22 protein-coding genes and 1 pseudogene are annotated in these 24,015 nt (G+C 70.5%); 15 read left to right on the plus strand and 8 right to left on the minus strand.

Annotated elements, in window-relative coordinates; all coding sequences use genetic code 11:
- The 8 genes from ABD357_RS28700 to ligD all read left to right on the plus strand — a co-directional run bounded on the left by ABD357_RS28700 (nucleotide 1) and on the right by ligD (nucleotide 8,166).
- A complete protein-coding gene (locus ABD357_RS28700) occupies nucleotides 1-930 on the plus strand; it encodes an ABC transporter permease (RefSeq protein WP_344393917.1) in 930 nt (309 codons plus the stop codon).
- 3 nt (nucleotides 931-933) lie between these two features.
- A complete protein-coding gene (locus ABD357_RS28705) occupies nucleotides 934-1,926 on the plus strand; it encodes an aldo/keto reductase (RefSeq protein ID WP_344393918.1) in 993 nt (330 codons plus the stop codon).
- Nucleotides 1,927-1,938: 12 nt separating this feature from the next.
- Nucleotides 1,939-2,718 (plus strand): HpcH/HpaI aldolase family protein, encoded by a 780-nt coding sequence (locus ABD357_RS28710; RefSeq protein WP_344393919.1) that lies wholly within the window; start codon nucleotides 1,939-1,941, stop codon nucleotides 2,716-2,718.
- A complete protein-coding gene (locus ABD357_RS28715) occupies nucleotides 2,718-3,905 on the plus strand; it encodes a sialidase family protein (protein ID WP_344393920.1) in 1,188 nt (395 codons plus the stop codon). The genes ABD357_RS28710 and ABD357_RS28715 overlap by 1 nt, the downstream gene beginning before the upstream one ends.
- Nucleotides 3,902-4,882, plus strand: coding sequence for a phosphoglycerate dehydrogenase (locus tag ABD357_RS28720; RefSeq protein WP_344393921.1), 981 nt, complete (start codon nucleotides 3,902-3,904; stop codon nucleotides 4,880-4,882). The genes ABD357_RS28715 and ABD357_RS28720 overlap by 4 nt, the downstream gene beginning before the upstream one ends.
- A 110-nt stretch (nucleotides 4,883-4,992) precedes the next feature.
- Nucleotides 4,993-6,423, plus strand: a complete 1,431-nt coding sequence (locus ABD357_RS28725; protein WP_344393922.1) for an Nramp family divalent metal transporter — start codon at nucleotides 4,993-4,995, stop codon at nucleotides 6,421-6,423.
- An 84-nt stretch (nucleotides 6,424-6,507) separates the two neighbouring features.
- A complete protein-coding gene (locus ABD357_RS28730) occupies nucleotides 6,508-7,134 on the plus strand; it encodes a DNA polymerase ligase N-terminal domain-containing protein (RefSeq protein ID WP_344393923.1) in 627 nt (208 codons plus the stop codon).
- Nucleotides 7,135-7,140: 6 nt separating this feature from the next.
- Nucleotides 7,141-8,166 carry a non-homologous end-joining DNA ligase gene (gene ligD, locus ABD357_RS28735; protein ID WP_344393924.1) on the plus strand — a complete coding sequence of 342 codons (1,026 nt, stop codon included), beginning with the start codon at nucleotides 7,141-7,143 and terminating at the stop codon, nucleotides 8,164-8,166.
- 3 nt (nucleotides 8,167-8,169) lie between these two features.
- Here the strand turns inward: ligD and ABD357_RS28740 are convergent.
- From ABD357_RS28740 to ABD357_RS28750, 3 genes and pseudogenes are all read right to left on the minus strand, one after another.
- Nucleotides 8,170-9,632: pseudogene (locus ABD357_RS28740) on the minus strand (aminotransferase class I/II-fold pyridoxal phosphate-dependent enzyme).
- Nucleotides 9,633-9,679: 47 nt separating this feature from the next.
- The gene (locus tag ABD357_RS28745) at nucleotides 9,680-9,880 is read right to left on the minus strand and encodes a hypothetical protein (protein ID WP_344393925.1); all 201 of its coding nucleotides are present in this window, start codon (nucleotides 9,878-9,880) and stop codon (nucleotides 9,680-9,682) included.
- Nucleotides 9,881-10,005: 125 nt separating this feature from the next.
- Complete coding sequence (locus tag ABD357_RS28750; protein ID WP_344393926.1) at nucleotides 10,006-10,179, minus strand: CsbD family protein; 174 nt, start codon at nucleotides 10,177-10,179, stop codon at nucleotides 10,006-10,008.
- Nucleotides 10,180-10,367: 188 nt separating this feature from the next.
- Between ABD357_RS28750 and ABD357_RS28755 the strand changes: the two genes are divergently transcribed.
- Nucleotides 10,368-10,751 carry an ANTAR domain-containing protein gene (locus ABD357_RS28755; RefSeq protein WP_344393927.1) on the plus strand — a complete coding sequence of 128 codons (384 nt, stop codon included), beginning with the start codon at nucleotides 10,368-10,370 and terminating at the stop codon, nucleotides 10,749-10,751.
- 336 nt (nucleotides 10,752-11,087) lie between these two features.
- Here ABD357_RS28755 and ABD357_RS28760 read toward each other — a convergent pair whose 3' ends face one another.
- Nucleotides 11,088-11,885 carry an RNA polymerase sigma factor SigF gene (locus ABD357_RS28760; protein WP_344393928.1) on the minus strand — a complete coding sequence of 266 codons (798 nt, stop codon included), beginning with the start codon at nucleotides 11,883-11,885 and terminating at the stop codon, nucleotides 11,088-11,090.
- Nucleotides 11,886-12,252: 367 nt separating this feature from the next.
- Between ABD357_RS28760 and ABD357_RS28765 the strand changes: the two genes are divergently transcribed.
- The 3 genes from ABD357_RS28765 (at nucleotide 12,253) to ABD357_RS28780 (ending at nucleotide 14,189) form a co-directional block, all read left to right on the plus strand.
- Nucleotides 12,253-12,621 (plus strand): DUF6479 family protein, encoded by a 369-nt coding sequence (locus tag ABD357_RS28765; protein WP_344393929.1) that lies wholly within the window; start codon nucleotides 12,253-12,255, stop codon nucleotides 12,619-12,621.
- Between the two features lie 90 nt (nucleotides 12,622-12,711).
- Complete coding sequence (locus ABD357_RS28770) at nucleotides 12,712-13,062, plus strand: DUF8129 domain-containing protein (RefSeq protein WP_344393930.1); 351 nt, start codon at nucleotides 12,712-12,714, stop codon at nucleotides 13,060-13,062.
- A gap of 500 nt (nucleotides 13,063-13,562) precedes the next feature.
- Nucleotides 13,563-14,189: an alpha-ketoglutarate-dependent dioxygenase AlkB family protein gene (locus ABD357_RS28780; protein ID WP_344393931.1), complete on the plus strand. Its 627-nt coding sequence runs from the start codon at nucleotides 13,563-13,565 to the stop codon at nucleotides 14,187-14,189.
- A gap of 22 nt (nucleotides 14,190-14,211) precedes the next feature.
- Here ABD357_RS28780 and chvE read toward each other — a convergent pair whose 3' ends face one another.
- From chvE to ABD357_RS28800, 4 genes are all read right to left on the minus strand, one after another.
- Complete coding sequence (gene chvE / locus ABD357_RS28785; RefSeq protein ID WP_344393932.1) at nucleotides 14,212-15,300, minus strand: multiple monosaccharide ABC transporter substrate-binding protein; 1,089 nt, start codon at nucleotides 15,298-15,300, stop codon at nucleotides 14,212-14,214.
- A gap of 386 nt (nucleotides 15,301-15,686) precedes the next feature.
- Nucleotides 15,687-16,475, minus strand: a complete 789-nt coding sequence (locus ABD357_RS28790) for an aminoglycoside adenylyltransferase family protein (RefSeq protein WP_344393933.1) — start codon at nucleotides 16,473-16,475, stop codon at nucleotides 15,687-15,689.
- Between the two features lie 16 nt (nucleotides 16,476-16,491).
- The gene (locus tag ABD357_RS28795; RefSeq protein ID WP_344393934.1) at nucleotides 16,492-19,731 is read right to left on the minus strand and encodes an amidohydrolase family protein; all 3,240 of its coding nucleotides are present in this window, start codon (nucleotides 19,729-19,731) and stop codon (nucleotides 16,492-16,494) included.
- Nucleotides 19,732-19,806: 75 nt separating this feature from the next.
- Complete coding sequence (locus tag ABD357_RS28800; RefSeq protein ID WP_344393935.1) at nucleotides 19,807-21,039, minus strand: FAD-dependent monooxygenase; 1,233 nt, start codon at nucleotides 21,037-21,039, stop codon at nucleotides 19,807-19,809.
- A gap of 166 nt (nucleotides 21,040-21,205) precedes the next feature.
- Between ABD357_RS28800 and ABD357_RS28805 the strand changes: the two genes are divergently transcribed.
- From ABD357_RS28805 to ABD357_RS28815, 3 genes are all read left to right on the plus strand, one after another.
- Nucleotides 21,206-21,481, plus strand: coding sequence for a YkvA family protein (locus ABD357_RS28805; protein ID WP_344393936.1), 276 nt, complete (start codon nucleotides 21,206-21,208; stop codon nucleotides 21,479-21,481).
- A gap of 61 nt (nucleotides 21,482-21,542) precedes the next feature.
- Entirely contained in the window at nucleotides 21,543-22,292 is a 750-nt protein-coding gene (locus ABD357_RS28810; RefSeq protein ID WP_344393937.1) for an MBL fold metallo-hydrolase, read from the plus strand.
- Between the two features lie 102 nt (nucleotides 22,293-22,394).
- Entirely contained in the window at nucleotides 22,395-23,912 is a 1,518-nt protein-coding gene (locus ABD357_RS28815) for a CAP domain-containing protein (protein WP_344393938.1), read from the plus strand.
- Nucleotides 23,913-24,015 lie beyond the last annotated feature (103 nt).

Below are 24,015 nucleotides of genomic sequence, written 5' to 3' on the forward strand. Positions count from 1 at the left end.
GTGCCGAAGTACCTCGCCCGCCGCATCGGCCAGAGCCTGCTGACCGTCTTCCTCACGCTGACCACAGTCTTCCTGCTGGTGCGCCTCGCGCCCGGCGATCCAGCCTCCGCGTACGCGGCCCCCAACGCGACCTCCGCCGAACTCGCCCGCATCCGCGAACAGTTCGGGCTCGACGATCCGCTCCTCGTCCAGTACGGACTCTTCCTGCGCGACCTGTTCACGGGGGACCTCGGCACGAGCTACTCCTTCAGCTCCCCCGCCTTCGACGTGGTCCTGGACCGGATGCCGTACACCATCACGCTCGCCGTCTCCGCCATCGCGGTCACGACCGTGGTGGCCGTGCCGCTGGGCGTGTGGATGGCCCGCCGCGCCGGCACCCGCAGGGAGCTGGGCGCCAATGTGCTGACGATCGCCGGGCAGTCGATGCCGGACTTCTGGACCGGTGTGATGCTGCTGACGGTGTTCGCGGTGGTCCTTCCGGTACTGCCCGCCTCCGGCTTCACGACCTGGAGCGGCCTGGTCCTGCCGACCGCGACCGTGGCCGTCCTCCAACTCGCCCTGGTCTCACGGCTGGTACGGCGGGAGATGACCACCGCGCTGGCCTCGTCGTACATCACCGTGGCCCGTTCCCGCGGGGTGTCCGAGTCCGCGCTGACGTGGCGCTACGCGCTCGCGAACTCGGCCGTGCCGCTGGTGACGGCACTCGGTACGCGCTTCGCGGCACTGCTCAACGGTGTCGTCGTGGTGGAGGTCGTCTTCGGCTGGCCGGGGGTCGGCTCGCTGGTCGTACGCGCCCTGGAGACCCGCGACTATCCGCTGATCCAGGCCACCGTCCTGGTCACCGCGACCCTTGCGATCCTCGTCCAACTCCTCGTCGACCTGGCCTATCCGCTGCTCGATCCGCGGGTTCGCCTCGGAAAGGCGGCCTGAGCCATGACCACCCACGTGACCTCCGGCATCGACCTGCCGAACATCCCCGTCCCGCTCTCCCGCCTGGTACTGGGCACCATGACCTTCGGCGACACCGTCGACGCCTCCTCAGCAGCCAACATGCTCGACGCCGCGCTCGACGCAGGCATCACCGGCGTAGACACGGCCAACGGCTACGCGGGAGGCGAGAGCGAACGCATCCTCGCCGGCCTCCTGCCAGGCCGCCGCGACCGAATCGTCCTGGCGACCAAGGCCGGCATCCCCCACCCCGACCAGGGCGACAACGCCCCCCTTTCCGCAGCCGGCCTGCGGACCGCACTCGAGGGCAGCCTCAAGCGCCTGGGCACCGACTCGGTAGACCTGTTCTACCTCCACCAGCCAGACCGCGCGACACCACTGGCCGAAACCCTCACCACCGTCGCCGAGTTCGTAGCCGAGGGAAAGATCCGCGCCCTCGGCGTCTCCAACTACGCAGCCTGGCAGATATCCCAACTCATCCGCACCGCCGACGAGTTGGGAGCTCCGCACCCCGTCATCGCCCAGCAGATGCACAACCTCCTCGCCCGCCGCATAGAGGAGGAGTACGTCGAATACGCCGCAGTCACCGGCCTGCGCACCATGGTCTACAACCCCCTGGGCGGCGGCCTCCTCACCGGCCGCCACCGATTCGAACAGCCCCCGGAATCAGGCCGCTTCGGCGACTCCAAAGTCGCCGAGATGTACCGCCAACGCTATTGGGACGAACGCCTCTTCACCGCAGTGGACCAACTCTCCACCATCGCCGAAGCCGCAGGCATCCCCCTCACCGACCTGGCCCTCCGCTGGCTCCTGGACCGCGACTCGACCGACGCCCTACTCCTGGGCGGCTCCAGCACCACCCACCTACTGGCCAACATCACGGCCTCCAACAATGGCCCACTGGCCCCCGACGTCACGGCGGCCTGCGACGAGATCGGCAAGGCACTACGCGGCCCAATGCCCGCATACAACCGCTGAAGAGGAGCCCACATGACCCCCACCGCCTTCGCGGCAGCGCTACGCGCACGCGACCCCCTAGTCGGCTACTGGTCCGTCCTGGACTCCCCCGTCTCCACCGAACGAATAGCCCGCCTCGGCTACGACTACGTAGCCCTGGACGCCCAACACGGCCTGATCGACTACGCCGGAGTACTCGCCTCCCTGACCGCCATAGACACCAAGGGCTCAACCGCAGTAGGCCTGGTACGAGTAGAGGCCAACGACCCCATGCCCATCGGCAAGGCCCTGGACGCAGGCGCGGCCGGCGTCATCGTCCCGCTCATCGACACCGCACAGGACGCCGCCGCAGCGGTGGCCGCCGTACGCTACCCCCCACTCGGCAGGCGCTCGTACGGCCCGATGCGCTCAGCCCTGCGCATCGGCCCCGACCCCGCCGACGCGCACGAGCAAACCGTGGTGCTCGCGATGATCGAAACCGCAGAGGGCCTCAAGAACGTAGAAGAGATCTGCGCCACCGACGGCGTCGACGGCGTCTACATCGGCCCCTCCGACCTACGCATCGCGCTGGGCGGAGCCAGCTCCACCGACCCAACGGTCGCGGACGAGTTCGAGGCCGCACTGGTCACCGTGCGCGAAGCGGCAGCCGCCGCCGGGATAGCCGCCGGCATCCACAACGCGGACGGCGCGAGTGCCGCCAAGCGCCTCACCGAGGGCTTCACCTACGTCACGGTCGCGAGCGACCTCGTACACCTGGAGCAGGTGGCGTACCGCCACCTCACCGCCGTACGCGCGACAGGCCAGGTCCGGTGATGCCGGGCCCGGCCGTCGCCGACGGCGTCGTACGCCCGCACCCCACCGAGACGGGTCGCTTCGAGTCGTGGCTGTCCGCACCGGCCGTCCAGAACCATGCCGCCAACCTCACCGTGTTACCCGACGGTGAGCTGGGATGCGTCTGGTTCGGAGGGACGCAGGAAGGTGTCGCGGACATCTCGGTGTGGTTCTCCCGGCTGCCCGCGGACGGTGACACCTGGTCCCGTCCGGAACGGCTCTCCCACGACGACACCCGGTCCGAGCAGAACCCACTGCTGTTCACCGACCCGTCCGGAGACTGGTGGCTGCTGCACACCGCGCAGCGGGCCGGACGCCAGGACACCGCCGAGGTACGGCTGCGCGTCAGCCACGACGAGGGAAAGACGTGGGGCCCCTCCCGCGTGCTCTTCGACGGCGGGATCTTTGTGCGCCAGCCGGTGACCATGCTGCCCTCGGGCCGCCGGCTGCTGCCCGTGTTCCGCTGCATCGCCGCGCCGCGCGAGCGATGGTCGGGCGATCGGGACACCAGCTCGGTGATGGTCAGCGACGACGAGGGGGTGAGCTGGCGCGAGGTTCCGGTGCCGGGTTCGACCGGTCTGGTTCACATGAACGTGCGCCCGCTGCCTGACGGTTCGCTCCTCGCCCTGTTCCGCAGCCGCCGCGCCGACGCCGTGTACCGGAGCGTGTCGTACGACGACGGGGAGAGCTGGACCGAGCCGCGCCCCCTGGACCTGCCGAACAACAACTCCTCGATCCAGTACGCCCCGTTGGCCGACGGCCGTCTCGCGCTGGTCCACAACCACAGCAGCGCGGCGGACGCCGTCGCCCGCCGCGTCTCGCTGTACGACGAGATCGACGACGACGGGCTGAACACGGACAACGGGCCGAACGCGGACGCGCCCGCCGCCCCCACGACCGGAGCCGCCTTCTGGGGCGCCCCACGCGCGCCGCTCACCCTCTCCGTCTCCTCGGACGGCGGCCTGACCTGGCCGGTGCGCCGGGACCTGGAGACCGGTGACGGCCACTGTCTGACCAACAACTCCCGTGACGGCCTCAACCGCGAGCTGTCCTACCCGTCCGTCGTCCAGACCCCGGACGGCGCACTGCACATCGCCTTCACCCACCATCGCCGCACGATCAAGTACCTCCGCCTGAGCCCCACTTGGGCGGACCGGGAGATCGCATGACCACGACCCCCATGAACACGACCACCATGGCCACGACCCTCATCACCACGCCCACCTTCTCCCGCTACTCCGCCGAGCCCTGGCAGATCCTGGAGCGAGCGGGCGCCGGCCCCCTGCGTCCGTACGAGGACAAGGCGCTGCCCGCCGACGAACTCCTCAAGCGGATCCCGGAGACCGACGCCCTGATCGTCGGCATGGACCTGATCACCTCGGACGTCATCGACGCGGCGGACCGCCTCAAAATCATCGCCAAGCACGGCGTCGGCGTCGACACCATCGACGTCGGCGCCGCACAGGCCCGCGGCATCCCCGTGGTGTGCGCGCCCGGCAGCAACTCCCGGGCGGTCGCCGAGTTCACCTTCGGCCTGATCCTGGACGCCACCCGCCGGATCACCGATGCGAGCCGACGGGTGGCGGACGGGGAGTGGCCCAAGCTGTTCGGACCCGAACTCGCGGGCAGAACCCTGGCCGTGATCGGCTTCGGGCGGATCGGTCAGCTCGTGGCCAGGTACGCCCGCGCCTTCGGCATGACGGTGCTCGCGCACGACCCGTACGTCGACCCCCGGGACATGTGCGCCCTCGGCGCCCGCTCGGCCACCCTGGACGACTGCCTGGCCCGCGCCGATGTCGTCAGCCTGCATCTGCCCGCGACCCCCGGCGCCGGCCCGCTACTGGACCACGCCCGGCTCTCCGCGATGAAGCGGGGCGCGCTGCTGGTGAACACCGCCCGCGGCGGTCTCGTCGACGAGACCGCCCTCGCGACGCTCCTCGAGGACGGTCACCTGGGCGGCGCCGCGCTCGACGCCTTCGCATACGAACCGCTCGGTGACAGCCCGCTGCGCAGTGCCCCGAACGTCCTGCTCACCCCGCACATGGCGGCCTGCGGCCAGGACGCCAACCGCATGATGGGCGCCATGGTCGCCGAGGAGGTCGTACGCGTCCTCGCGGGCGAGCCCCCTCAGCACCCCGCACCCTGACGACCTCCCTCCTCGCATCCCGTCCCCGCTCCCCTCCCCAATACGGCTCCCCAACTCCGCTCCCCCGCCCCCGAGTCCGGCGACGAAGCCGGACGCCCGAAGGACCCGCCATGCCGAAAACCACCACGCCGACGGCACCCGCGGCCCCACCGACCGAACCCGACCCGTACGCCCTGCGCGCCGAGGACGTCCGCGAGGCGCCCGGTACCTTCACCGGGCGGCTGCGCCATCTCGGCCCCGGTTTCGTCCTGTCGGCCGCCGTGGTCGGCTCGGGCGAGCTCATCGTGACCACCTCGCTCGGTGCCGAAGCCGGGTTCGTACTGCTGTGGCTGGTCGTCATCAGCACCGCGGTGAAGGTGTGGGTGCAGATGGAGCTGGCCCGCTGGACGATCCTCAACGGCCGTACGGCGTTGGAGGGTTACCGCGATGTCGGTCCCCGTATCGGCCGCGTGGGCTGGATCAACTGGCTCTGGATCGGCATGGACTTCGCCAAGATGTTCCAGCGGGGCGGCATCATCGGCGGTACCGCGGCGGCCTGTTCGGTGATGTGGCCGGTCACCGGGGAGGCACTGAGCTACCGTTCGCTGGCCGTGTGGACGGTGGTCGTCACCGCGCTCGCCGTGCTCCTGCTGCGTACGGGCCGGTACAGCGTGGTGGAGCGGGTGTGCTTCGCCTCCGTCGTCCTCTTCACCCTCGCCACCGTGGCGCTGGCGCTCGGCTTGCCGATGACCGAATTCGGTTACGGAGCACGCGATTTGAGCGAAGGGTTCAGCTTCCTCATCCCGGCGGGCACGGCCGGGATCGCGCTGGCCATGTTCGGGATCACCGGTGTCGGCGCCGACGAGATGACGACGTACACCTACTGGTGCATCGAGAAGGGCTACGCCCGCTGGACGGGCCCGGACGACGGCAGCGAGGAACGGGCGCGGCGGGCCGAGGGGTGGCTGAAGGTGATGCGCCTGGACGTCGCCGCCGGCTGGCTGGTCTGCACCCTGTGCACGCTGTCCTTCTACGTCATCGGCGCCGCTGTGCTGCACCCGCGGGGCCTGGTCCCCGAGGGCAACTCGATGATCACCACGCTGTCCCGGATCTACACGGACACGATGGGCCCCTGGGCCGAGTACCTGTTCCTGATCGGCGCGTTCGCCGTCCTGTTCTCGACGCTGGTGGGGTCGACCGCCAGCGTGCCGCGGCTGTGGACCAACACTCTCGGACTGCTCGGTGTCATCGACTGGCGCGACGTCCGCGTACGGCGGCGCACGATCCAGATCCTGACGTGCTGCCTGCCGCCGGTCTGGGCGTCGTTCTTCCTGTGGGTGCAGTCGCCGGTGCTGATGGTGCAGATCGGTGGCATCGGCGGCGGGGTCTTCCTGCTCGCCGTGGTGATCGCGGTCTGGCGGCTGCGGTCCACCGGCGTCGACAAGCGCTTCCGCGGCAACCCGTGGCTGACGGCGGCGCTCGCCGTCAGCAGCGCGGCGATCGTGTTCCTCGGCGTCTACGGCGTACTGGACGTCTTCGGCATCAGCCTCGCGGGGTCCTGAGTCGGCCGGGTGCGGGCGGGGTACCCGGGGGCTGCGAGACGGTGCCGGCCCGCTGGAGCCACGGGTCGGGGGAAGGAGCCGGACGTGGCTGAGAAGGACCGGCTGCGGACCTACCGCGGCAAGCGCCACTTCGACCGGACCAAGGAGCCTCCGGGTGCCGAGGAGCCTCGGGGCCAGGACGTGTCCGAAGCGTCCTCGGACGAAGGACGGCATTTCGTGGTGCAGATCCATGACGCGAGCACCATGCACTTCGACTTCCGGCTGCAGGTGGACGACGTACTGAAGTCCTGGTCCGTCCCGAAAGGTCCGTCGGCCGATCCGCAGGACAAGCGGCTCGCGATGCCCACGGAGGATCATCCGCTGGAGTACGAGGAATTCGAGGGTGTCATCGCCGAGGGTGAGTACGGCGGCGGGACGGTCATCGTCTGGGACCGCGGTACGTACCGGCCCATGAGCCATGACCGGCGGGGACGGCCCGTGCCCTTCGACGAGGCCCTGGAAAGCGGTCATGCCAGGTTCTGGCTCGACGGCTCGAAGCTGCACGGCGGATACGCCCTCACCCGTTTCCGTGGCGGTGAGCGCGAGGCGTGGCTGCTGGTGAAGACGGACGACGAGCGGGCCCGGCCCGGTGACCCCGGTACGCCCGATCCGCGCCGGGCCCGCTCGGTGCGCAGCGGGCGCACCCTGCGGCAGGTCGCCCGGGAGGAGTGAGCGGCGATGACCGACACCGACCTCCTGGGCACGCTGTCCGCCGACGAGAGCCGGCGGCTGCGCGCGGCACGCCCCGGCGTGGAACTGGCCGACCGGCCGATGCTTGCCACGCTGAGCGACCGTCGCGACTTCCCCGGCGGGTGGATCTTCGAGCGGAAGCTGGACGGCGTCCGGGTGCTGGCGGTCCGCGAGAACGGGCGGGTGCTGCTGCTCTCCCGCACGGGCAGGCGGCTCAACGACACATACCCGGAGATCGTCGAGGCGCTCGAGGAGCAGTCGTGCACGGACTTCACGGTGGACGGCGAGATCGTCGCGTTCGCGCACGGCCGGACGGACTTCGCCCGGCTGCAGCAGCGGATGGGGCTCACCCGGCGGCGGGAGATCGAGGCGAGCGGTGTCGCCGTGACGTATTACCTCTTCGATCTGCTGCGGCTGGACGGCGCCGACACCACACAACTGCCGTTGCGCACCCGCAAGTCGCTGCTGCGTCGCGCCCTGGCGTTCCGCACCCCGCTGCGGATGAGCACGCATCGCAACGCGGGCGGCTCAGAATTGCTGGCCGAGGCGTGCGCCCATGGCTGGGAGGGGCTGATCGCGAAGCGGGCCGACAGCCGCTACCAGCCGCGCCGTTCGCCGGACTGGCTCAAGCTGAAGTGCTCCCAGGGTCAGGAGTTCGTCGTCGCCGGATTCACCGAACCGGCCGGCAGCCGTGTCGGGCTCGGTGCGCTGCTGCTCGGCTACTACGACGGGGACAGGCTGCGGTACGCGGGCAAGGTGGGCACGGGCTTCGACCATCGCACCCTGGCCGCCCTCCGCGAGCGCCTGGACGAACTCCGCGCGTCGGCCTCGCCTTTCGCCGACCGGGTGCGGGAGCCGCGTACCCACTGGGCGCAGCCGGAACTGGTCGCGCAGATCGAGTTCACCGAGTGGACGCGGGACGGCATGCTGCGGCATCCGCGGTTCCTCGGGCTGCGCAACGACAAATCCGCACGTGACGTCGTCCGCGAGCGGCCCGCGGCGCTACGCCGCTGAGGCTCATGCCACGACGCGGATCTTGGCCAGTTCTCGGTCCGAGGCGTCCGGGAGATTCATGCCTCCCCGCAGGCCCGTTCGCAGGTAGCGCAGGACGGGCTCGGTGAGCCGTTCTCCGGGCAGGACGGCCGGGATGCCGGGCGGGTACGGCGTGATCGTCTCCGCCGCGACACGACCGGCCGCCCGCTCCAGGGGCACGGCTTCCGAAGGTCGGAAGTACGCGTCGCGGGGCCGGCAGGCCTGTTCGAGCCGCATGTCCTCACCGCTCGGTACGTCGATGTCCGGCTGCCCGGCCGCCAGTTCCCCGGCGTGCCCGGCGAGGTCGCGCAGGGCACCGATCAGCGGCTGGGTCGTGGCGGCCGAGTCGGCGTGGGTGAGCTGGGCGTTGATGCGCCTGTGGTCCGCGAGGTGTACGTCGATGTGGTGCCGGGTGCGCAGCCAGTCGGCCGCGCGGTAGCCGCTGGTACCGAGTCCGCTGACGTCGATGACCATGGGCAGCGGATCGAAGTCCACGGAGAGGCCGGGTCCGACGAGGTCGTCGTGGCCGAGGACGTGCAGGCCGGGGATCTCGTCGATGGCGCGGCGGACGTCCGCGGCGAGTCGCAGCGCCTCGTCCAGGAGGTCCTTGCCATGGAGGACCATCTGGCGGCGCCAGGCGTCGAGTCCCGCGTAGATGAGGACCGAGGGGCTGGTGGTGCCGAACAGGTCGGCGCGCGACTGGAGGGTGTTCGTGTCGATCAGGGAGCCCTGAAGGTGGTAGACGGAACCCTGTTCCAGTCCGCTGCCCATCTTGTGGATGCTCGTCACGCAGACGTCCGCTCCGGCGTCCATCGCCCAGGACGGCAGTTCCGGGTGGAAGGGCAGATGAGCGCCCCAGGCCTCGTCGACGACGAGGGGCAGGCCGCGTGCGTGGAAAATGTCCGCGATGTCCCCCACGGCGGCGCATCCGCCGTACGGGGTGGGGCTGGTGACGAGGGCGCCGCGCGCGTCCGGGTGGCGGCTGAGCGCCTCCTCGAAGTCCTCCGGGCCGGGTGCGTGCGCGAAGCGTTGCTTCTCGTCCCATCGGGGATCGACCCAGACCGGATCGATGCCGGAGAGGATCAGCCCGGAGATCACCGACTTGTGGGCGTCGCGTCCCACGATGAGCTTTTCGCTCGGGCCCGCCAAGGCGAGCATGGCCGCCTTGACGGACAGGGAGCTGCCGCAGGTGGTGAAGTACGTGCGCTCGGCGTGCACCGCGTCCGCCATCAGCCGCTCGGCACGCAGCAGCACATCACCTCTCGTACGCCGGTCGTCGAGGCCCCGGAAGCCAGGAGGTCGGTGTGGTAGACGGCGTCACCGAGGATCGCCCGGGCCTGAGGGTCGGCGCCTCGTGCCTGCTTGTGGCCGGGCGGGGTGAAGGCGAGTTCGCCGCGTTCGTGATGGCGCCGCAGGGCCTCGAGTACGGGGGCTTGCGTGTGGTCCACGGTGACCGGCTTCCCTTCGGAAGTGACTGCGGGTGGAGGCGTACCGCTCAGTCGGAGCCGTCCACCTCGGTGGCTTCGCGGTTCGCTCGGGGGCTCGGCGTGATGGGGTCACCGGGCCCGCGGTCCCGTCCCTCGCTGGTGTCCGTGTCGTCCTCGTGCCCCTGCTCCTTGACTTCCTCCAGGGCCTCTTCGGCCGCGGTACGGGGCTCCTTCTTGCGCCCGGACGGGCGCCGCATGATCTTGCGCATACGCGACGGGTACCCGGTGCACCGGTGGGCAGTCAGGTGGAGAACCGTCGCACAAAGCGCCTCCGGCGGCCGTACGGGCGAGCCCGATACGGCCGCCGGAGGTTCATCGCGCCGGCGAGCCGGGCCTACCGGCCGGTCCTCTTCGCGCGGTCGGCGGCCTTCTGCTCGGCTTCCTGCGCCTGGCCCGACATCTGTTCGCCCCGGCCCTCTGCCTCCTGGGTCCGGTCGCCGGTGGCCTTGCCGGTGGCCTCCTTCATCTTGCCCTTCATCTGCTTGGCCTTGCCCTTTGCCTTAGCCATGGTGATCCGTCCTTTGCGGGGAGTTGGACTGGCGTATCCACCCTGCGCCCCGGCTTTCACCTTCGCAATTTGTGCACCTTTCGCCACAGTGAGTGAGCCGCATGCGATCGCGGCCGCCCGCACTGGCACACGGTCGGGCAAGTGGCGACGATGGAGTAACACGTCAGCGCTCCGACCCGGAGGGGACGATGACCTCACACACCCGTTCGGGAGCTGTCGAGCCGGCCGGTGGCCCGCAGGAGGCGACCGCGCCTGACGAAACGGCCCAGATCGTCGCGTTGCAGGAAGAGGTCGGCCAGCTTAAGGAAGCCGTGACCTCGCATGCCGTCGTGGACCAGGCGATCGGCATGATGGTCGCGCTGGGGCGGGTAACCCCCGAGCAGGGCTGGGCCGTTCTGCGGGAAGTTTCCCAGCACACGAACATCAAACTGCGGAATGTGGCGGAGCTGATCATCATCTGGGGGCAGAAAGGCGATCTCCCACACGATATTCGAGCCACGCTGGAAGACACACTCGATCGTTACGGGCCGACACAGATTCCCGGTGGACCACCACTTGGGGAATCGCCGTAATCGCCTCGGCTCATCAACTCCGGCCATGGACCGTCGGACCCGTCGGACCCGTCAGTATTCTTCGAAATTCCCCAATCCGGTTCCTCAACAGATTCCCCAACAGGGGAGAGCTACCGTTTCGTTCGGACGGACCCGAGAGCGTTTCGGATCCGTCCATGTGGTTATTTCGGAAAGCGGCGGTCCACTGGCAAACCGCTCCCGGGAGGGTTCGGCAGTGAGCTCGCCGCTCGGTCGCCCGGCCCGGGGACCACCGGCGCCGGGCGTCCGGGTTTGTCCGCTCCGGGACACCGGCGCGGACACGACCGCGGGCCGGACAACACCCGGCCCTGTCGGCCATCAGGCGGCCTTCTCGGCGAGGGCCTTCTCCCTCAGTTCGGCGCAGCAGGCGCTGAGCAGCCGGGACACGTGCATCTGCGATATGCCCAGCTGGTTCGCGATGCGGCTTTGGGTCATGCCTCCGAAGAAGCGCAGGTAGAGGATGGTTCGTTCGCGTTCGGGGAGTTCCTGCAGACAGGGCTTCACGGCCTCGCGGTCGACGACCAGATCGAACCCGGAGTCGGGCTCACCGAGGACGTCGCCCAGAGCGTAACCGTCGTCGCTGCCCGGCAGTTCGGCGTCCAGCGAGAGGGCGGTGAAGCTGTCGAGGGCTTCAAGACCGATTCGTACGTCGTCCTCGCTCATCCGCGCGTACTCGGCGATCTCGGCGACGGTGGGCCGACGGCCGGACGACGTCTGCGAGAGGTCCTTCGCGGCCGTACGGACCCGGTTGCGCAGGTCCTGGACCCGGCGCGGTACGTGAAGGACCCACATGTGGTCCCGGAAATGACGCTTGATCTCGCCGGTGATCGTCGGGATCGCGTAACTCTCGAAGGCGCAGCCACGGTCCGGGTCGTAACGGGCGACCGCCTTGACGAGGCCGAGTGCCGCGACCTGGCAAAGGTCCTCGACCGCCTCACCGCGCCCCCGGTACTGAGCGGCGATGCGGTCGGCCATGGGCAGCCATGCGCGGACGATCTCGTCACGCAGGGCGCCGCGCTCGGGCCCCTCGGGCAGAGCGGCAAGCCTTTCGAAGGCCGCGGCCGTGTCGGGGGCGTCATCGTGCGGGTGTTGCTTCGATCTGACGGTGACTCGCATGGTGCGTCGCATCTCCCTCAGAAGGTGCCGAGACAGTCACCATGGGAGAAGGCGCACACGAACCGCTCGGAACACACCCGCGATCTGGCGGACCAGCTCCCACGGACGTGCCTCCTGTCCGAAGCACTTATCACGCCTTTTGCCCCATATTCAGTCACCCAAACGCTGTCGTTCAAACCCAGTGGGCAGAACCCGGCCGGCAGAACCCGGTCGATCCACCGGCACGGGGAATGGCGTGACGCCGAGCCATCGACCGGTTCCGGAATGTGACGAGCCCAGCGAAATACCCGGAATTAGCGACCCGGGATATGCAGAACGAGGGCCGCAGGCCGCTGTTTCGGTCGCCCGCGCCGGGTACTCGCGGGTGATGGACATCGTCACGACACGACTGGCCGTCGACTCCGCGGTGGTGGGCGGAGTGGTGCCGTTCCTGGTGGGGCTCGTCATCGTCGGCGCCCTGATCTGGGCCGTGTGGCGTGGCCGCCGGATCCGCGCCCGCGAGCCCGCACCGCCGCGCCCCGAGGCGCAGCCCAGGCCGCCCGACTCTGGCCCTGTGCACGAGGTGCGCGAGCGGCGGGAGCCCGCCGAGGTACCGCACGGCCGTCACCGGACCACCCCGCATCGGCTGCGGGCACACGGCAACCTCCGTACTCGCCGCGCGGCGGACCAGAAGGCCCCGAAGTGGGACGAGAACTCCAGCGGAGGCTTCGGCAGCGGTGGCGCGGGGCGGACCTGAACCCTCAGCGCACGGGCTGCCTCGACGCATGGATCCCTTCGACGCAGGGGGCGCGCCGTCTGCCAGGAAGGAACGGGAAGGAACACGCACATGAGTCACACCGACCGCGACACCCTGCCCCTGCCCGACTACGACCACCTGCCGCTGGGCGGTCTGCGGACCCGCATCAGGGCGCTGTCCACAGACCAGGTCGAGCAGATACTGGCGTACGAGCGCGCTCACGCGAACCGCACGCCGGTGGTGGAGATGATCAAGGCGCGGCTGGCCGAGCTCGCCTCCGGGGCGGAACCCACGGGCGGCGACCCCACGGCCGTACGCCCCGAACAGTCCCCGCAGCGCGCGGGCCGGACGGTGTCGCCCGCCACCGCCGCGGAGGCGACCCACCCGCCACCCCACGGAACGCCGGACCAGCGCGGCAGGCCGAAGGGCAACCAGACCTGAGACCCAGAACGGGTTCGAGACTTGAGGCCCGACTCCGTGTGGGGGGAACGGACTCCGGTGGATACCCGTCGTCGCCATGAAGGCACCGATCATCAACTGCACCCTCAAAGCCTCACCCGAACCGTCCAACACGGAAAGCCTCGCCACTGTCGTCGCCGAGCAGCTCGTGAAGGGCGGCGTGGACGTCGATTTCGTACGGGCCGTCGACCTGGACATCAAGCCGGGAGCTCAACCCCTGGTTGAGGAAATGCATGGCCGAGCCGCTGCCGCCCCCGGACAGCGCTCCCCACGCCGGCGACCGTGGACGGTCTGGTTGCCAGTCTGGGCGTGGCTGTGCAGTACATCGGCCTGGCGCCGGCGGGCGCCGGTACTGGAGTGTGGCCGGTCGCCGCGGGGCCGGCCTGGTGAGCGCGGGCACCGCGATCGTCCTGCTGACCTTGGGCCGACAGGGCCCAGCCCGGTACCGTACAGATATTCGAATACGAGCGTAACCTGGACCCATGTCCACCCATCTCCAGGGCTCGCTCTTCGACCAGACCGACGACATCGGCCTCGGCCCGCTGCACGAGCTGCGCAGGACCCGGCTCGGTGATGGCGCCTGGATCGATCTGCTGCCGGGCTGGCTGAGCGGCGCCGACGCGCTGTTCGCACAGCTCGCCGCCGAGGTGCCGTGGCGGGCCGAGCGGCGGCAGATGTACGAGCACACGGTGGACGTCCCGCGCCTGCTCGCCTTCTACGGCGCCGGCGACGTACTGCCGCACCCCGTCCTGTACGAGGCACGGGACGCCCTTTCCTCGTACTACGCCGAGGAGTTGGGGGAGCCGTTCACCACCGCCGGGCTCTGCTACTACCGGGACGGCAGGGACAGCGTGGCCTGGCACGGGGACCGTACGGGCCGGGGCGCGCGCGAGGACACGCTGGTCGCCGTCCTCTCCGTGGGCGCGCCGCGCGATCTGCTCCTGCGGCACCGGCGCGGCGGCAGCACCGTACGCCGCCCGCTCGGCCACGGGGACCTGCTCGTGATGGGCGGCTCCTGCCAGCGCACCTGGGAGCACGCGATCCCCAAGACCACGCGGGCGGCCGGGCCCCGGATCAGCATCCAGTTCCGGCCGCACGGCGTGCACTGACCGGGGCCTCAGGTCGGGGGCCTCAGCGGAGGTCGCTCTCCTTGAGGTAGTCCCCGCCGATGAGCACCCTCTTGTAATTCTCCTTGTCGATACTCACGGGTTCCAGCAGGTAGGCGGGCACGATCTTCTCGCCGTTGTCGTAGGTGCTCTTGTCGTTGACCGCCGGACTCTTGCCGTGGACTACCGCGTTGACCATGTACGAGGTGATGAGCGCGAGTTCGCGGGTGTCCTTGTAGACGGTCTGCGTCTGCTCACCGGCGATGATCGACTTCACCGAGGGAATCTCGGCGTCCTGTCCCGTGATGATGGGCAGGCGTCTGTCTCCATCGCCATAGCCGTGCGCCTTCAGGGCTTTGATGATTCCGATGGACATGCCGTCGTACGGGGAGAGGACCGCGTCGACGCGCTCGTTCGCGTAGTGGGAGTCGAGCAGTTCGTTCATGCGCTTCTCGGCCCTGACGCCGTCCCAGCGCAGGGTCGTGACATCGTCCATCTTCGTCTGCCTGGATTTCACGACGAGTTCGCCGCTGTCGATGTAGGGCTTCAGAACCTTCATCGCGCCGTTGAAGAAGAAGCGGGTGTTGTTGTCGTCGGCCGAGCCGGCGAACAGCTCGACGTTGAACGGGCCCTTGGCGCTGCCGTTGACCAGCCCCAGCTGCTCGACGAGGAAGTCGCCCTGGAGTTCGCCGACCTGCTCGTTGTCGAAGGTGGCGTAGTAGTCGACGTCGGGGCTGCCCAGGATCAGGCGGTCGTACGAGATCACGGGAATCTTCGCGGACTTCGCCTTGCGCAGCACATCCGTGAGCGCGCGTCCGTCGACCGCCGCGATGACCAGGGCGTCCACACCGTCGTCGATCATGGCCTGCACCTGCTCGACCTGAGCCTTCGGGTCGTTCTCGGCGTACTTCAGCGTGGCGCCGTAGCCGAAGCCCTTGACCTGGTCGACCATGCTGCGGCCGTCGCTGATCCACCGCGGGGAGTCCGTTGTGGGCATCGCTATGCCGACGGTTTCGTCTCCTGAACTGCCCACGTCGCCGCTCTCACCGCAGGCGGCGAGGGACAGGGACAGGGCTGCGGACAGGGCCGCGGCTACGGTGATGCGGACGCGCATGGTCTTCTTCCTCGTAAGTGACAAGTCACCGCACCGGACTGGTTTCGTACGGCTCGTTCGTCCGGTGGGTGCGCCAGGTGAACCGGCACCCGGGAGCGGGGAGCTGTCCGGGGCCGGCTGGGACTCACCGGGTCCCGGTGAGGCGGTACGACAGCAGACTGTTCGGTATGTGTCTCGGAGCGGCTTTCCGTTGAACCCGCACACGAGCAGGCCGGGGTGACCGGCCCCCACGCGCACGGACTCGAACGTGGGGTGCCGGGAGCGTATACCGCCGAAGACGCTCTGTGGCCGACTTTCGTCACTTTCGTTGCGGCAGCGCACGACCAATGACCAAGCATGCAACAGGACGTGTCGCGTTCCGAACGCGAACCGGCCTACAACTCGCGCTACTGTGCGTTCAGTTGAGCAACAAGGTGATCGGTGAGCGCGCGGACCTGCGGCATCAGTCCGTCCCAAGACTCCTTCTCGTCCCCGAGATAGATCGATCTGGCACGGGCCAGTACAAACCGGTACTGGTCAGGCAAACGGTCGAGGGCCCAGTCAGCCGCCGCGTCCTTGGACGTGATCGCCCCGGTCTCCAGCGTCGTCCAGATACGGGTGAGGGTCAGCAGGACGTTGCGGGTGTCCGACTCGAGCTCGGCGAGCAACTCCGGCACACCGGCGACGATCGCCCGCCGCAGGTCCTCGGGCGGGACGGGATCGAGAACGTCCGCCGGCGGCGGGCCGAACAGCGGGGCGTTCCCGAGCAGCACCATCGTGATGAGCGGCGCGAGATCGGGCGCGGGCGCGGGAGCGGGCACCATCCCGCGCTCGAACTCGTCGCGCAGCCACTCGCCGTACAGGAACTCGCAGTGGGGCGGACAGCGCCAGGGGCGGACGTCGTCCTGGGCGATGAGGGTGAGTTCGACGGGGCGGCGGCCGGGTCCACTCCGGGCCTGGCACTCGGAGACCTCGAGCAGGCCGTGGACCAGGGCCCGCCGCTCCTGCTCCGTGGTTCGTCGTCGCACGACGACGAACAGATCGAGATCGCTGCCCGGTCGCAGACCGCCGAGTACGGCGGAGCCGTGCAGGTAGACACCGACGACGTCCGCGCCGAGTACGCCGTGCAACAGGCGCAGGACGTCATGGGTCTGGGAGTCGGACGGGGAGCCGGACTGGGACGTGCGGTCGATCACGGTGGGGATCGTAGGCTCACTGCCCCGCGTCGCAGCAACCCTCCCGCCGCATCAGTCGGCCCACTTCGAGCCAGTCCGCCTTCTCCATCGAGTTCTCCGTGGAGTCCTTCTTCGCGTTCTCCTTCGAGCGCCGGGTCTCGGGTTCGTACGAGGCCACCAGGTCCTTGGTCGTGTACGGCACCCCACCGCGGAGTACGGAGACCGTGCGGACGAGGGTGTCGAAGTCCGTGAACGGATCGCCGTCCACCACCGTCAGGTCGGCGAGCCTGCCCGGCTGCACGGTGCCGAGGTCCCCGTCGACGCCGAAAAGCCGGGCGGGCAGCACGGTCGCGGTGCGCAGGGCCGCCGCCGGGGACAGCCCGCCCCGGTGCAGGGCGCGCAGTCCGAGGTGGAGGGAGAGACCGACGGGAACGAGGGGCTGGTCGGTTCCGAGGGCCACGAGGCCGCCCGCGGCGAGAATCCGCCGGTAGATGTCGGTCTCGGTACGCAGCGTCGCCAGCTGGGCGGGGGTCGGTGGCACGCCCGTGGACTGCTGGACCAGGGCCACGTCCCACGGCGGCATCACGGCGGTGACCCGGGGGTCGTCGGCGAGCCCCAGGTCAGCGCCGAGGAGCGGCGCGGAGGTGAACGGCGTGGCGATGAGACCGAAGTTGACGCCGCGCGCGCTGTAGATCTCCACCAGGTCCTGGTACGCGCGCCCGGACGCGGTCACCGCGTGCCCGAACTCCCCTCGCTGCGTGGCCTGCAGATGGGTCGTCAGGTCCTGGCCGAGCTGGACGCCCGGCGACAGGAGATGGCCGCCCGTCCGTACGCCGAGGCGCTCGTGCGCGAACCGCGCCGCCTCCTCCATCACCCAACTCGGCGCACGGACATAGGTCTTGACGAAGTCCCAGTCGAGCGCGGCACCCCGCTCCAACGAGCGTCGCAGCCCGTCCCTGGTGCCATGGGCGCGTCCCATGCTGTAGGCGACGCGGGCCCCGTCGAGCAGCTCCCCCGTGGTCAGCAGCCGGGGTCCGGCCAACTGTCCCGTCGCCACGGCCTCGCGGATCCGGGCCTGCTCATGGGCGAATCCGCCGAGCGACACCGCCGTGGTGATGCCGTAGGTGAGCTGGCCGACGGTCTGACGTCCGCCGTAGGTGATCTGCCAGGGGTGGGTGTGCGTGTCCCACAGCCCGGGGACGACGGTGTGGCGCGAGGCGTCGATGCGCCTGAGCGCGCCGCGCCGGCGGTGCGGTTCGACGGCGGCGACGCGTCCGCCGCGTACCACGATGTCGACGTCGTCCCATACGGATTCGCCTGCCCCGTCCCACAGTTGACCGGCGTGCACCACCGCGTCGGCGGGTGCGGGCCTGCGCTGATCGAGTGGTGCGCGGACCGTCCGCGCCGGGCCGCCGTCGATGTCGGTCAGCCGCAGCCGGGCGCCCGACAGGTACAGCAGCGTCCTGGAGTCACCGGACCAGGACGGATGATCGGCCGGTTCGGTGGTGAGGGTGCGCAGGGCGCCGCGCGGGGTGCCGTCGGGTGCGACCGGCAGCAGACAGAGCGCGGATTCGACGATCACCGCCATCCAGCGCCCGTCGGGCGACCATGCGGGCCCGGAGTCGTACCGGTCGGCGAGGGAGACATGGGGTGCGACGGAGTGCAGGCGGTCGGTGCCGGTGGTGGTGTCGACGACCCGGATGAGGTTGTAGCCCTCGCGGAAGCGGAGGTTGAGGCGGCCCCGGTCGCAGAGCGCGACGTATCGCCCGTCGGGCGACCAACTGGGCCGGCCGGGCAGCCCGCCCGCGCCCAGCGGGGTCACGAGCACGCGTTCCGTACCGGACTCCAGGTCGCGGACGACGAGCTGCCCGGTCATGTCGAGGCAGGCGAGCCGTGTGCCGTCGGGCGAGAGCGCCGGATGGACCCGCCCGCCGGTCGCGAGCGCGGTCTCCTCTCCGGTGGCCAGATCTCGCCGGTACACGCCGAGCAGTCCGTCGCGGTCGTCGGCGTACAGCAGGGAGCGCCCGTCGCGCGCCCACACGGGTCCGAGGAGATAGCGGGTGGGTTCCGACCGGCGCAGCCGCTGCGGCGCCCGGCCCCCCGAACTGTCCGCCAGCCAGAGCGAATTGAGGGCGGCGAACGCGATCCGCCGCCCGTCGGGCGAGAGAGCCGGCAGATGAATGCCGCGCACCGGTCTCGCCCGCCCCTCCCCCAGGTCGTACTCCTTGACGCGGTAACGCGGCCGGTCCACGGGCAGCGCGCCCTCGAAGGGGATGGTTTCCGGCTCGGCCGGTTTCTCCGGTCGTACGAGGGTGAAGTGGCCGTCCACGGTGAGCAGCAGCTCTCCCGCCGGCGTCCAGCGCGGGGGCACCGGCGCGATGTCTCCGGCGACGGTGACGGGTTCGCCGTCGACGACGAGTGTGCACGAGCCGTTGGGTGATGCCGTGACCCGCAGATACGCCAGGCGTCGGCCGTCCGGTGCGAGGGCCGGAGTCATGACCTGCGCGGCCTGCGTCTCGGTGTGCTCCACGACGACCGGACCCGTGCCCTCGGCCGGGACGGCGGCGACGGTCCGGGCCTCGAGTGCGGGACCGGAGGCGGTGGTGACGCCCTTCGCGCGTACGAACAGGATCCGCTTCCCGTCCGGCGACCAGGTGGGGTCGAAGTCCTCCCAGGCCCCGTCCTGCAGAGGACCGTCCTGCCCGGGGAGGCCGGTGACGCGGGTCAGTTCGCCGGTGGACAGGTCCAGCACATGGATGCGGTACGGGCTCCCGGTCACCGGATCGCCGCCGCGCTCGGAGGCGAAGGCGAGGCGCGTACCGTCGGGCGACCAGGCCGGACCGCGGTCGTCCCAGGGCCCGTCGGTGCGCTGCCGTACGCCGGAGCCGTCGGGGCGCATGGTCCATACGTGGAAGCCGCCGCCCTCGTACGCGCAGAACGCGATGAGCTTGCCGTCGGGGGCGTACACGGGCCGGTTCGGTTCGAGCCCGGCCGGGGTGAGGGGGACGGCCTTGCCTCCGGAGCGCGGCAGCGACCACAGGACGTTCTGGATCTCGGCGATCAGCCGGTCGCCGCCGGGCGCGAGGGTCGCGGAGCCGTTGGTGGCCGCGGAGAAGGACAAGGACAGCGAGAGCCCGGTGCGCGGCTGTGCCACGGTGGGCGCGGAGCCGACGGCGGTGACGGCTCCGGCGGCGCCCGCGGCTGCGAGGAGTTGTCGACGGGAGAGTGAGGGTGAAGGGGACGGCGAGGGGGTGGCGTTGCTCCTGTCACGGTCCATGACTGAGCACGCTCGCGTATCGCGGAGCACGTGAGCAACAGCGCCATTCAGCCAAACGGGTTGCCCGTTCGGAGGTCAGCCGCGCCTCGCGTGCAGGGTCCGCGCGAGCCTGGGACCGAGCCAGCGCTTCAGCCTGCGCAGCGCCTGGAGTTGTTCCGCCGCCCGGTCGATCCGGTAGTAGAGCTGCGGCGGGACGTACGGGAGCAGCGGGGAGTGCCGCTGGCCGAGGAGCGCGAACATCCGGTGCGGAGGGAGGTGGATGTAGCGCGGCAGGTTCTCGTACCACTGCGCGCTGAGGCGGGCCGCGCTCTGCACGGAGAGCAGGGCTGCCTTGCGTTCCTTCTCGTACGCGGCGAGGGCGGGGGCGAGTTGGGACTCTCCCGATTCGGCTCCGCGCAGGGCACCGGCCAGGGAGATGGCGTCTTGAAGGGCGAGCGTGGTGCCCGCGCCGATGGAGTAGTGCGTGGTGTGGGCGGCGTCGCCGAGCAGGACGAGGTTGCCCCGGGACCAGGTGCGATTGGTGAGGGTGGGGAAGTTGAGCCACCGCGTGCTGGTGCCACCGGGGTCTGTGCTGCCGGGGTCTGTACGGCCGATCAGCCGGTGCCCGTCGAGCAGTTGGCCGAAGAGTTCTTCGAGGAGCGCCGGCCCCTCGGTCTCCCCCGCCCGGTCGAGGCCCAGCCCGGTCCAGGTCGTCGGCGAGCACTCGACGACACAGGTGCTCGCGTCCTGGCTGAAGCCGTACGCGTAGCACCAGATCCAGCCGTGCGGCGTCTCCACGAAGGCGAACGTGAACGAATCGAAGACCTTGGTGGTGCCGAGCCACAGGTACTTGTTCCGGCCATAGGCGACCTCGGTGCCGAAGTGGCCGGCGTGCCGCTCGCGCACCGCGCTGCGGACGCCGTCGGCGGCGACCACCAGGTCGGCTTCCGGCAGTTCCGCCCCGCCCGCGATCTCGTGCCCGAACTCGAGGCGTACACCGAGGGATTCGGCCCGCTCGGCGAGGATTTCCAGCAGTCGGTGGCGGCCGATGCCGTAGCCCTCGTCGCCGTGATGCGTGGTCGTACGGTCGCCGATGTGCGCGACCCCGTCGCTCCAGCGGACCGAGCTGTCGCGGATGGCGCGTGTCGACCGCGGGTCGCCGGCGTGCAGTTCGTGGAGCAGATCTCCCCAGTACGTCACGCCCCAGCCGTACGTGGAGCCTGCCGGGTTCCGTTCGTAGACGGTGATGTCGTGCGACGGGTCCTGCCGCCGCATGAGGATCGAGAAGTACAGGCCGGCCGGGCCGCCGCCGACGCAGGCGATCTTCATGGGCACACCCCAACTGTTCGCTGGTTCTCTCCAGGTGATCACTCGACAGCACAGGGTAGGAACGAGGCGGTCGCCGCTCCGGGCTCACCACGCCGCGTGGCGAGCCACCGGACCGGGAAAGGTGAACGGGAAGCAGGACAAGCCGGGACGAGCCGAGGCAGGACGCATGGACAGCAGTACGTGGATTGTGGTCCTCGTGGTCGCCGCCCTGCTGGCCGCTGTTCTCGCGGTGGCGGTCGCGTTTCTCGTACGGCTGGTCCGGACCCGGCGCGCGCTCCGTCGCGCGGGGCTCCCGACGGGCTCGCCCTGGGTCTTCTGGGGTGCCGTCGCCTACGTGGTCCTGCCCACCGACCTCGTGCCCGACCCGGTGTACCTCGACGACATCGGCGTACTGCTTCTGGCCCTGAGGTCACTGCGCACTTCCGCGGACCCGCAGCGCTGACCCCGCCGCCCATCTGCTTGGCTGGGTCCGGCAGTCAGGGACCTTGAGGTCAGAGATGATGATGCGGGCACGCACGAGCCAAGTCGCCGACGGCGTCCATCTGGTGCACGGCAGCAACACCAACTGGGTGATCCTCACCGAGGACGACGCCGTCACCCTGGTCGACACCGGCTGTCCCGGAGACCGCGAGAAGGTCCTCGAATCACTGTCGGCCGTGGGCAGTGCACCCGAGGCGGTCGCGGCCGTGCTCATCACGCACGCACACAACGACCATCTCGGCTCGGCCGAATACCTCAGCCGTACGTACGACACGCCGGTCTACGCCCACGAGGCCGAAGTCCCGCACGCGCGCCGGGACTTCCTCCACCAGGTGACCATCGGCGAGATCCTCAAGAACGGCTGGCGCCCGGGCGTCCTGCCCTGGGCGGTGCAGGCGCTGCGCTCCGGCGGCACGAAGCCCGTACCGGTGACGAGCCCTCAGCGCTTTCCTCCCACCGCCGGCCCCCTGGATCTCCCCGGCCGCCCCGTCCCTGTCCACACCCCCGGACACACGGAGGGCCACAGCGCCTTTCACCTGCCGGAAGCGGGGATCGTGATCTCCGGCGACGCGCTGGTCAGCGGACATCCCACCTCGCGCGTGCAGGGCCGGCAGTTGCTGCCCGTCATGTTCGACCACGACCGGCGCGGGGCGCTCGCCACGCTGGGCACGTTCGAGGCGCTCTCCGGTGACGTACTGCTGCCCGGGCACGGGCCGGTTCACCGGGGTTCTGTGCGGGAGGCGGCGCAGCGCGCCCGGGAGCTGGCCTGCTGACGTCACAATCCGGGGAACCCCCGCTCACCGGTGAGACGTTGTCCGGGCAACGCCCCTCGGGGCGCGTACAGCGGATTCAGCACCCCGACGGGCGGCGGCACGATGAGCGAGTTGGTTCCTGGAGGCAATCTGGCCCTGCCGGATGGCGCCCTGACGCTTCAGGTGCCGGGGCCGTTCGACGTGTCCGCGCTCATCACCGATGACAGCGGCAAGGTGCGCGGAGATGGCGACTTCGTGTTCTACAACCAGCCGAGCGCACCCGGTGCACGCCTCACCGGCGAGACGCTCAGCGTCGACCCGCCCGCGCTGCGGCCGGGGGCGAGCCGTGTCACCGTGGTCGTCTCTCCCGCCGATCCCGGCACTCCGCTGGGCCGGCTGCCCGCACCGAGCCTGCGCGTGACCGGGCCGGGCGGCCGTGTCCTCGCCCGGTTCACCCCGCCGCGGCCCCAGCAGGAGACCGTGCTGCTGCTCGCTGAGATCTACCGCCGGGGCACGGCGTGGAAGATCCGTGCACTGGGGCAGGGGTACGCCGACGGACTGGCAGGCATCGCACGGGACTTCGGCGTGGAGGTCAGCGAGGACGCCGACGCCCACGCCGGCGGGGGCGCGGTTCCAGGCGGCTCGCCGGTTCCCGGCAGCTCTCCTGCCTCGGGCTCCAGGGGCACGGGTGTCGCGACGGCCCTGAGCGTTGCGCGTGCCGGGCTCGACCGGCTGCGCGGCGGCGGGCGCACGGCAACCGGACGCCCGGGCCCCGCACCGGCACCCGCACCGGCACCGGCACCGGCACCGGCACCGAGCGCTCGTATCCCATCTCCTGCACCGGCCGGAGGCCCTCGTGCCGCAGACCCCGACGGCTTTCTCGGCCTGGTCAACTCCGAGCGCGCCGCAGCCGGTTCACCGTCCGTCTCCCGCGACGCCCGGCTCGAAGCCGCGGCCCGGGCCCACGCCGCCGGTATGGCCGCGCAGGGACGTCTCGGCTCCGAGGGCGCGGACGGGCTCTCCGTGTACCAGCGCGTCACCGCGGGCGGATACGCGTATCTCACCATCGGCGAACACCTGGTCTCCGGCCCGCGCACCCCGGCCGAGTTCGTGGAGTACTGCCTGTCGGGCGAGCAGTCCCGCAGCACGCTCCACGATCCGGCGTTCACCGAGACCGGCGTGGCGTACGTCCCGGACAGCCGCTCCGGCACGCTCTACTGGACGGCGCTGTGGGCCCGGCCCCTCACCCCCGGCGGGCTTGCGCAGACGGCCGCCGACGTCATCGCGCTCACCAACGCCGAGCGTGCCTCGGCCGGACTGCCGCCCCTAGCCCCCGACCCCCTGCTCACCGCGGCGGCACAGGCGCACAGCGCGGACATGGTGGCCCGCGCCTTCTACTCCCACACCTCCCCCGACGGGAGCGAACCCTGGCACCGCGCCGCCGCCGCGGGCAGCACCCGTCGCACCATCGGCGAGAACATCGCCTGCGGCCAGCGCTCCCCCGCCGAGGTCGTACGAGGCTGGATGAACAGCCCCGGCCACCGCGCCAACATCCTCAAGCCTGCCTTCACCCACATAGGCATCGGCTTCGCGGGCGGCGGCGCGGCAGGCACGTACTGGACGCAGCTCTTCGGCGCCTGACCGCGGGCCCCCGGCGGCCTTCGCAGGCCCGGGGCCGCTTCCGACCGCCAGATGCATCGCGGCAGGTCAGAGGCCTGTTAACGATGATGACAACGGTCACCGA

Source organism: Streptomyces vastus (assembly GCF_039532825.1).
Classification (GTDB): domain Bacteria; phylum Actinomycetota; class Actinomycetes; order Streptomycetales; family Streptomycetaceae; genus Streptomyces; species Streptomyces vastus.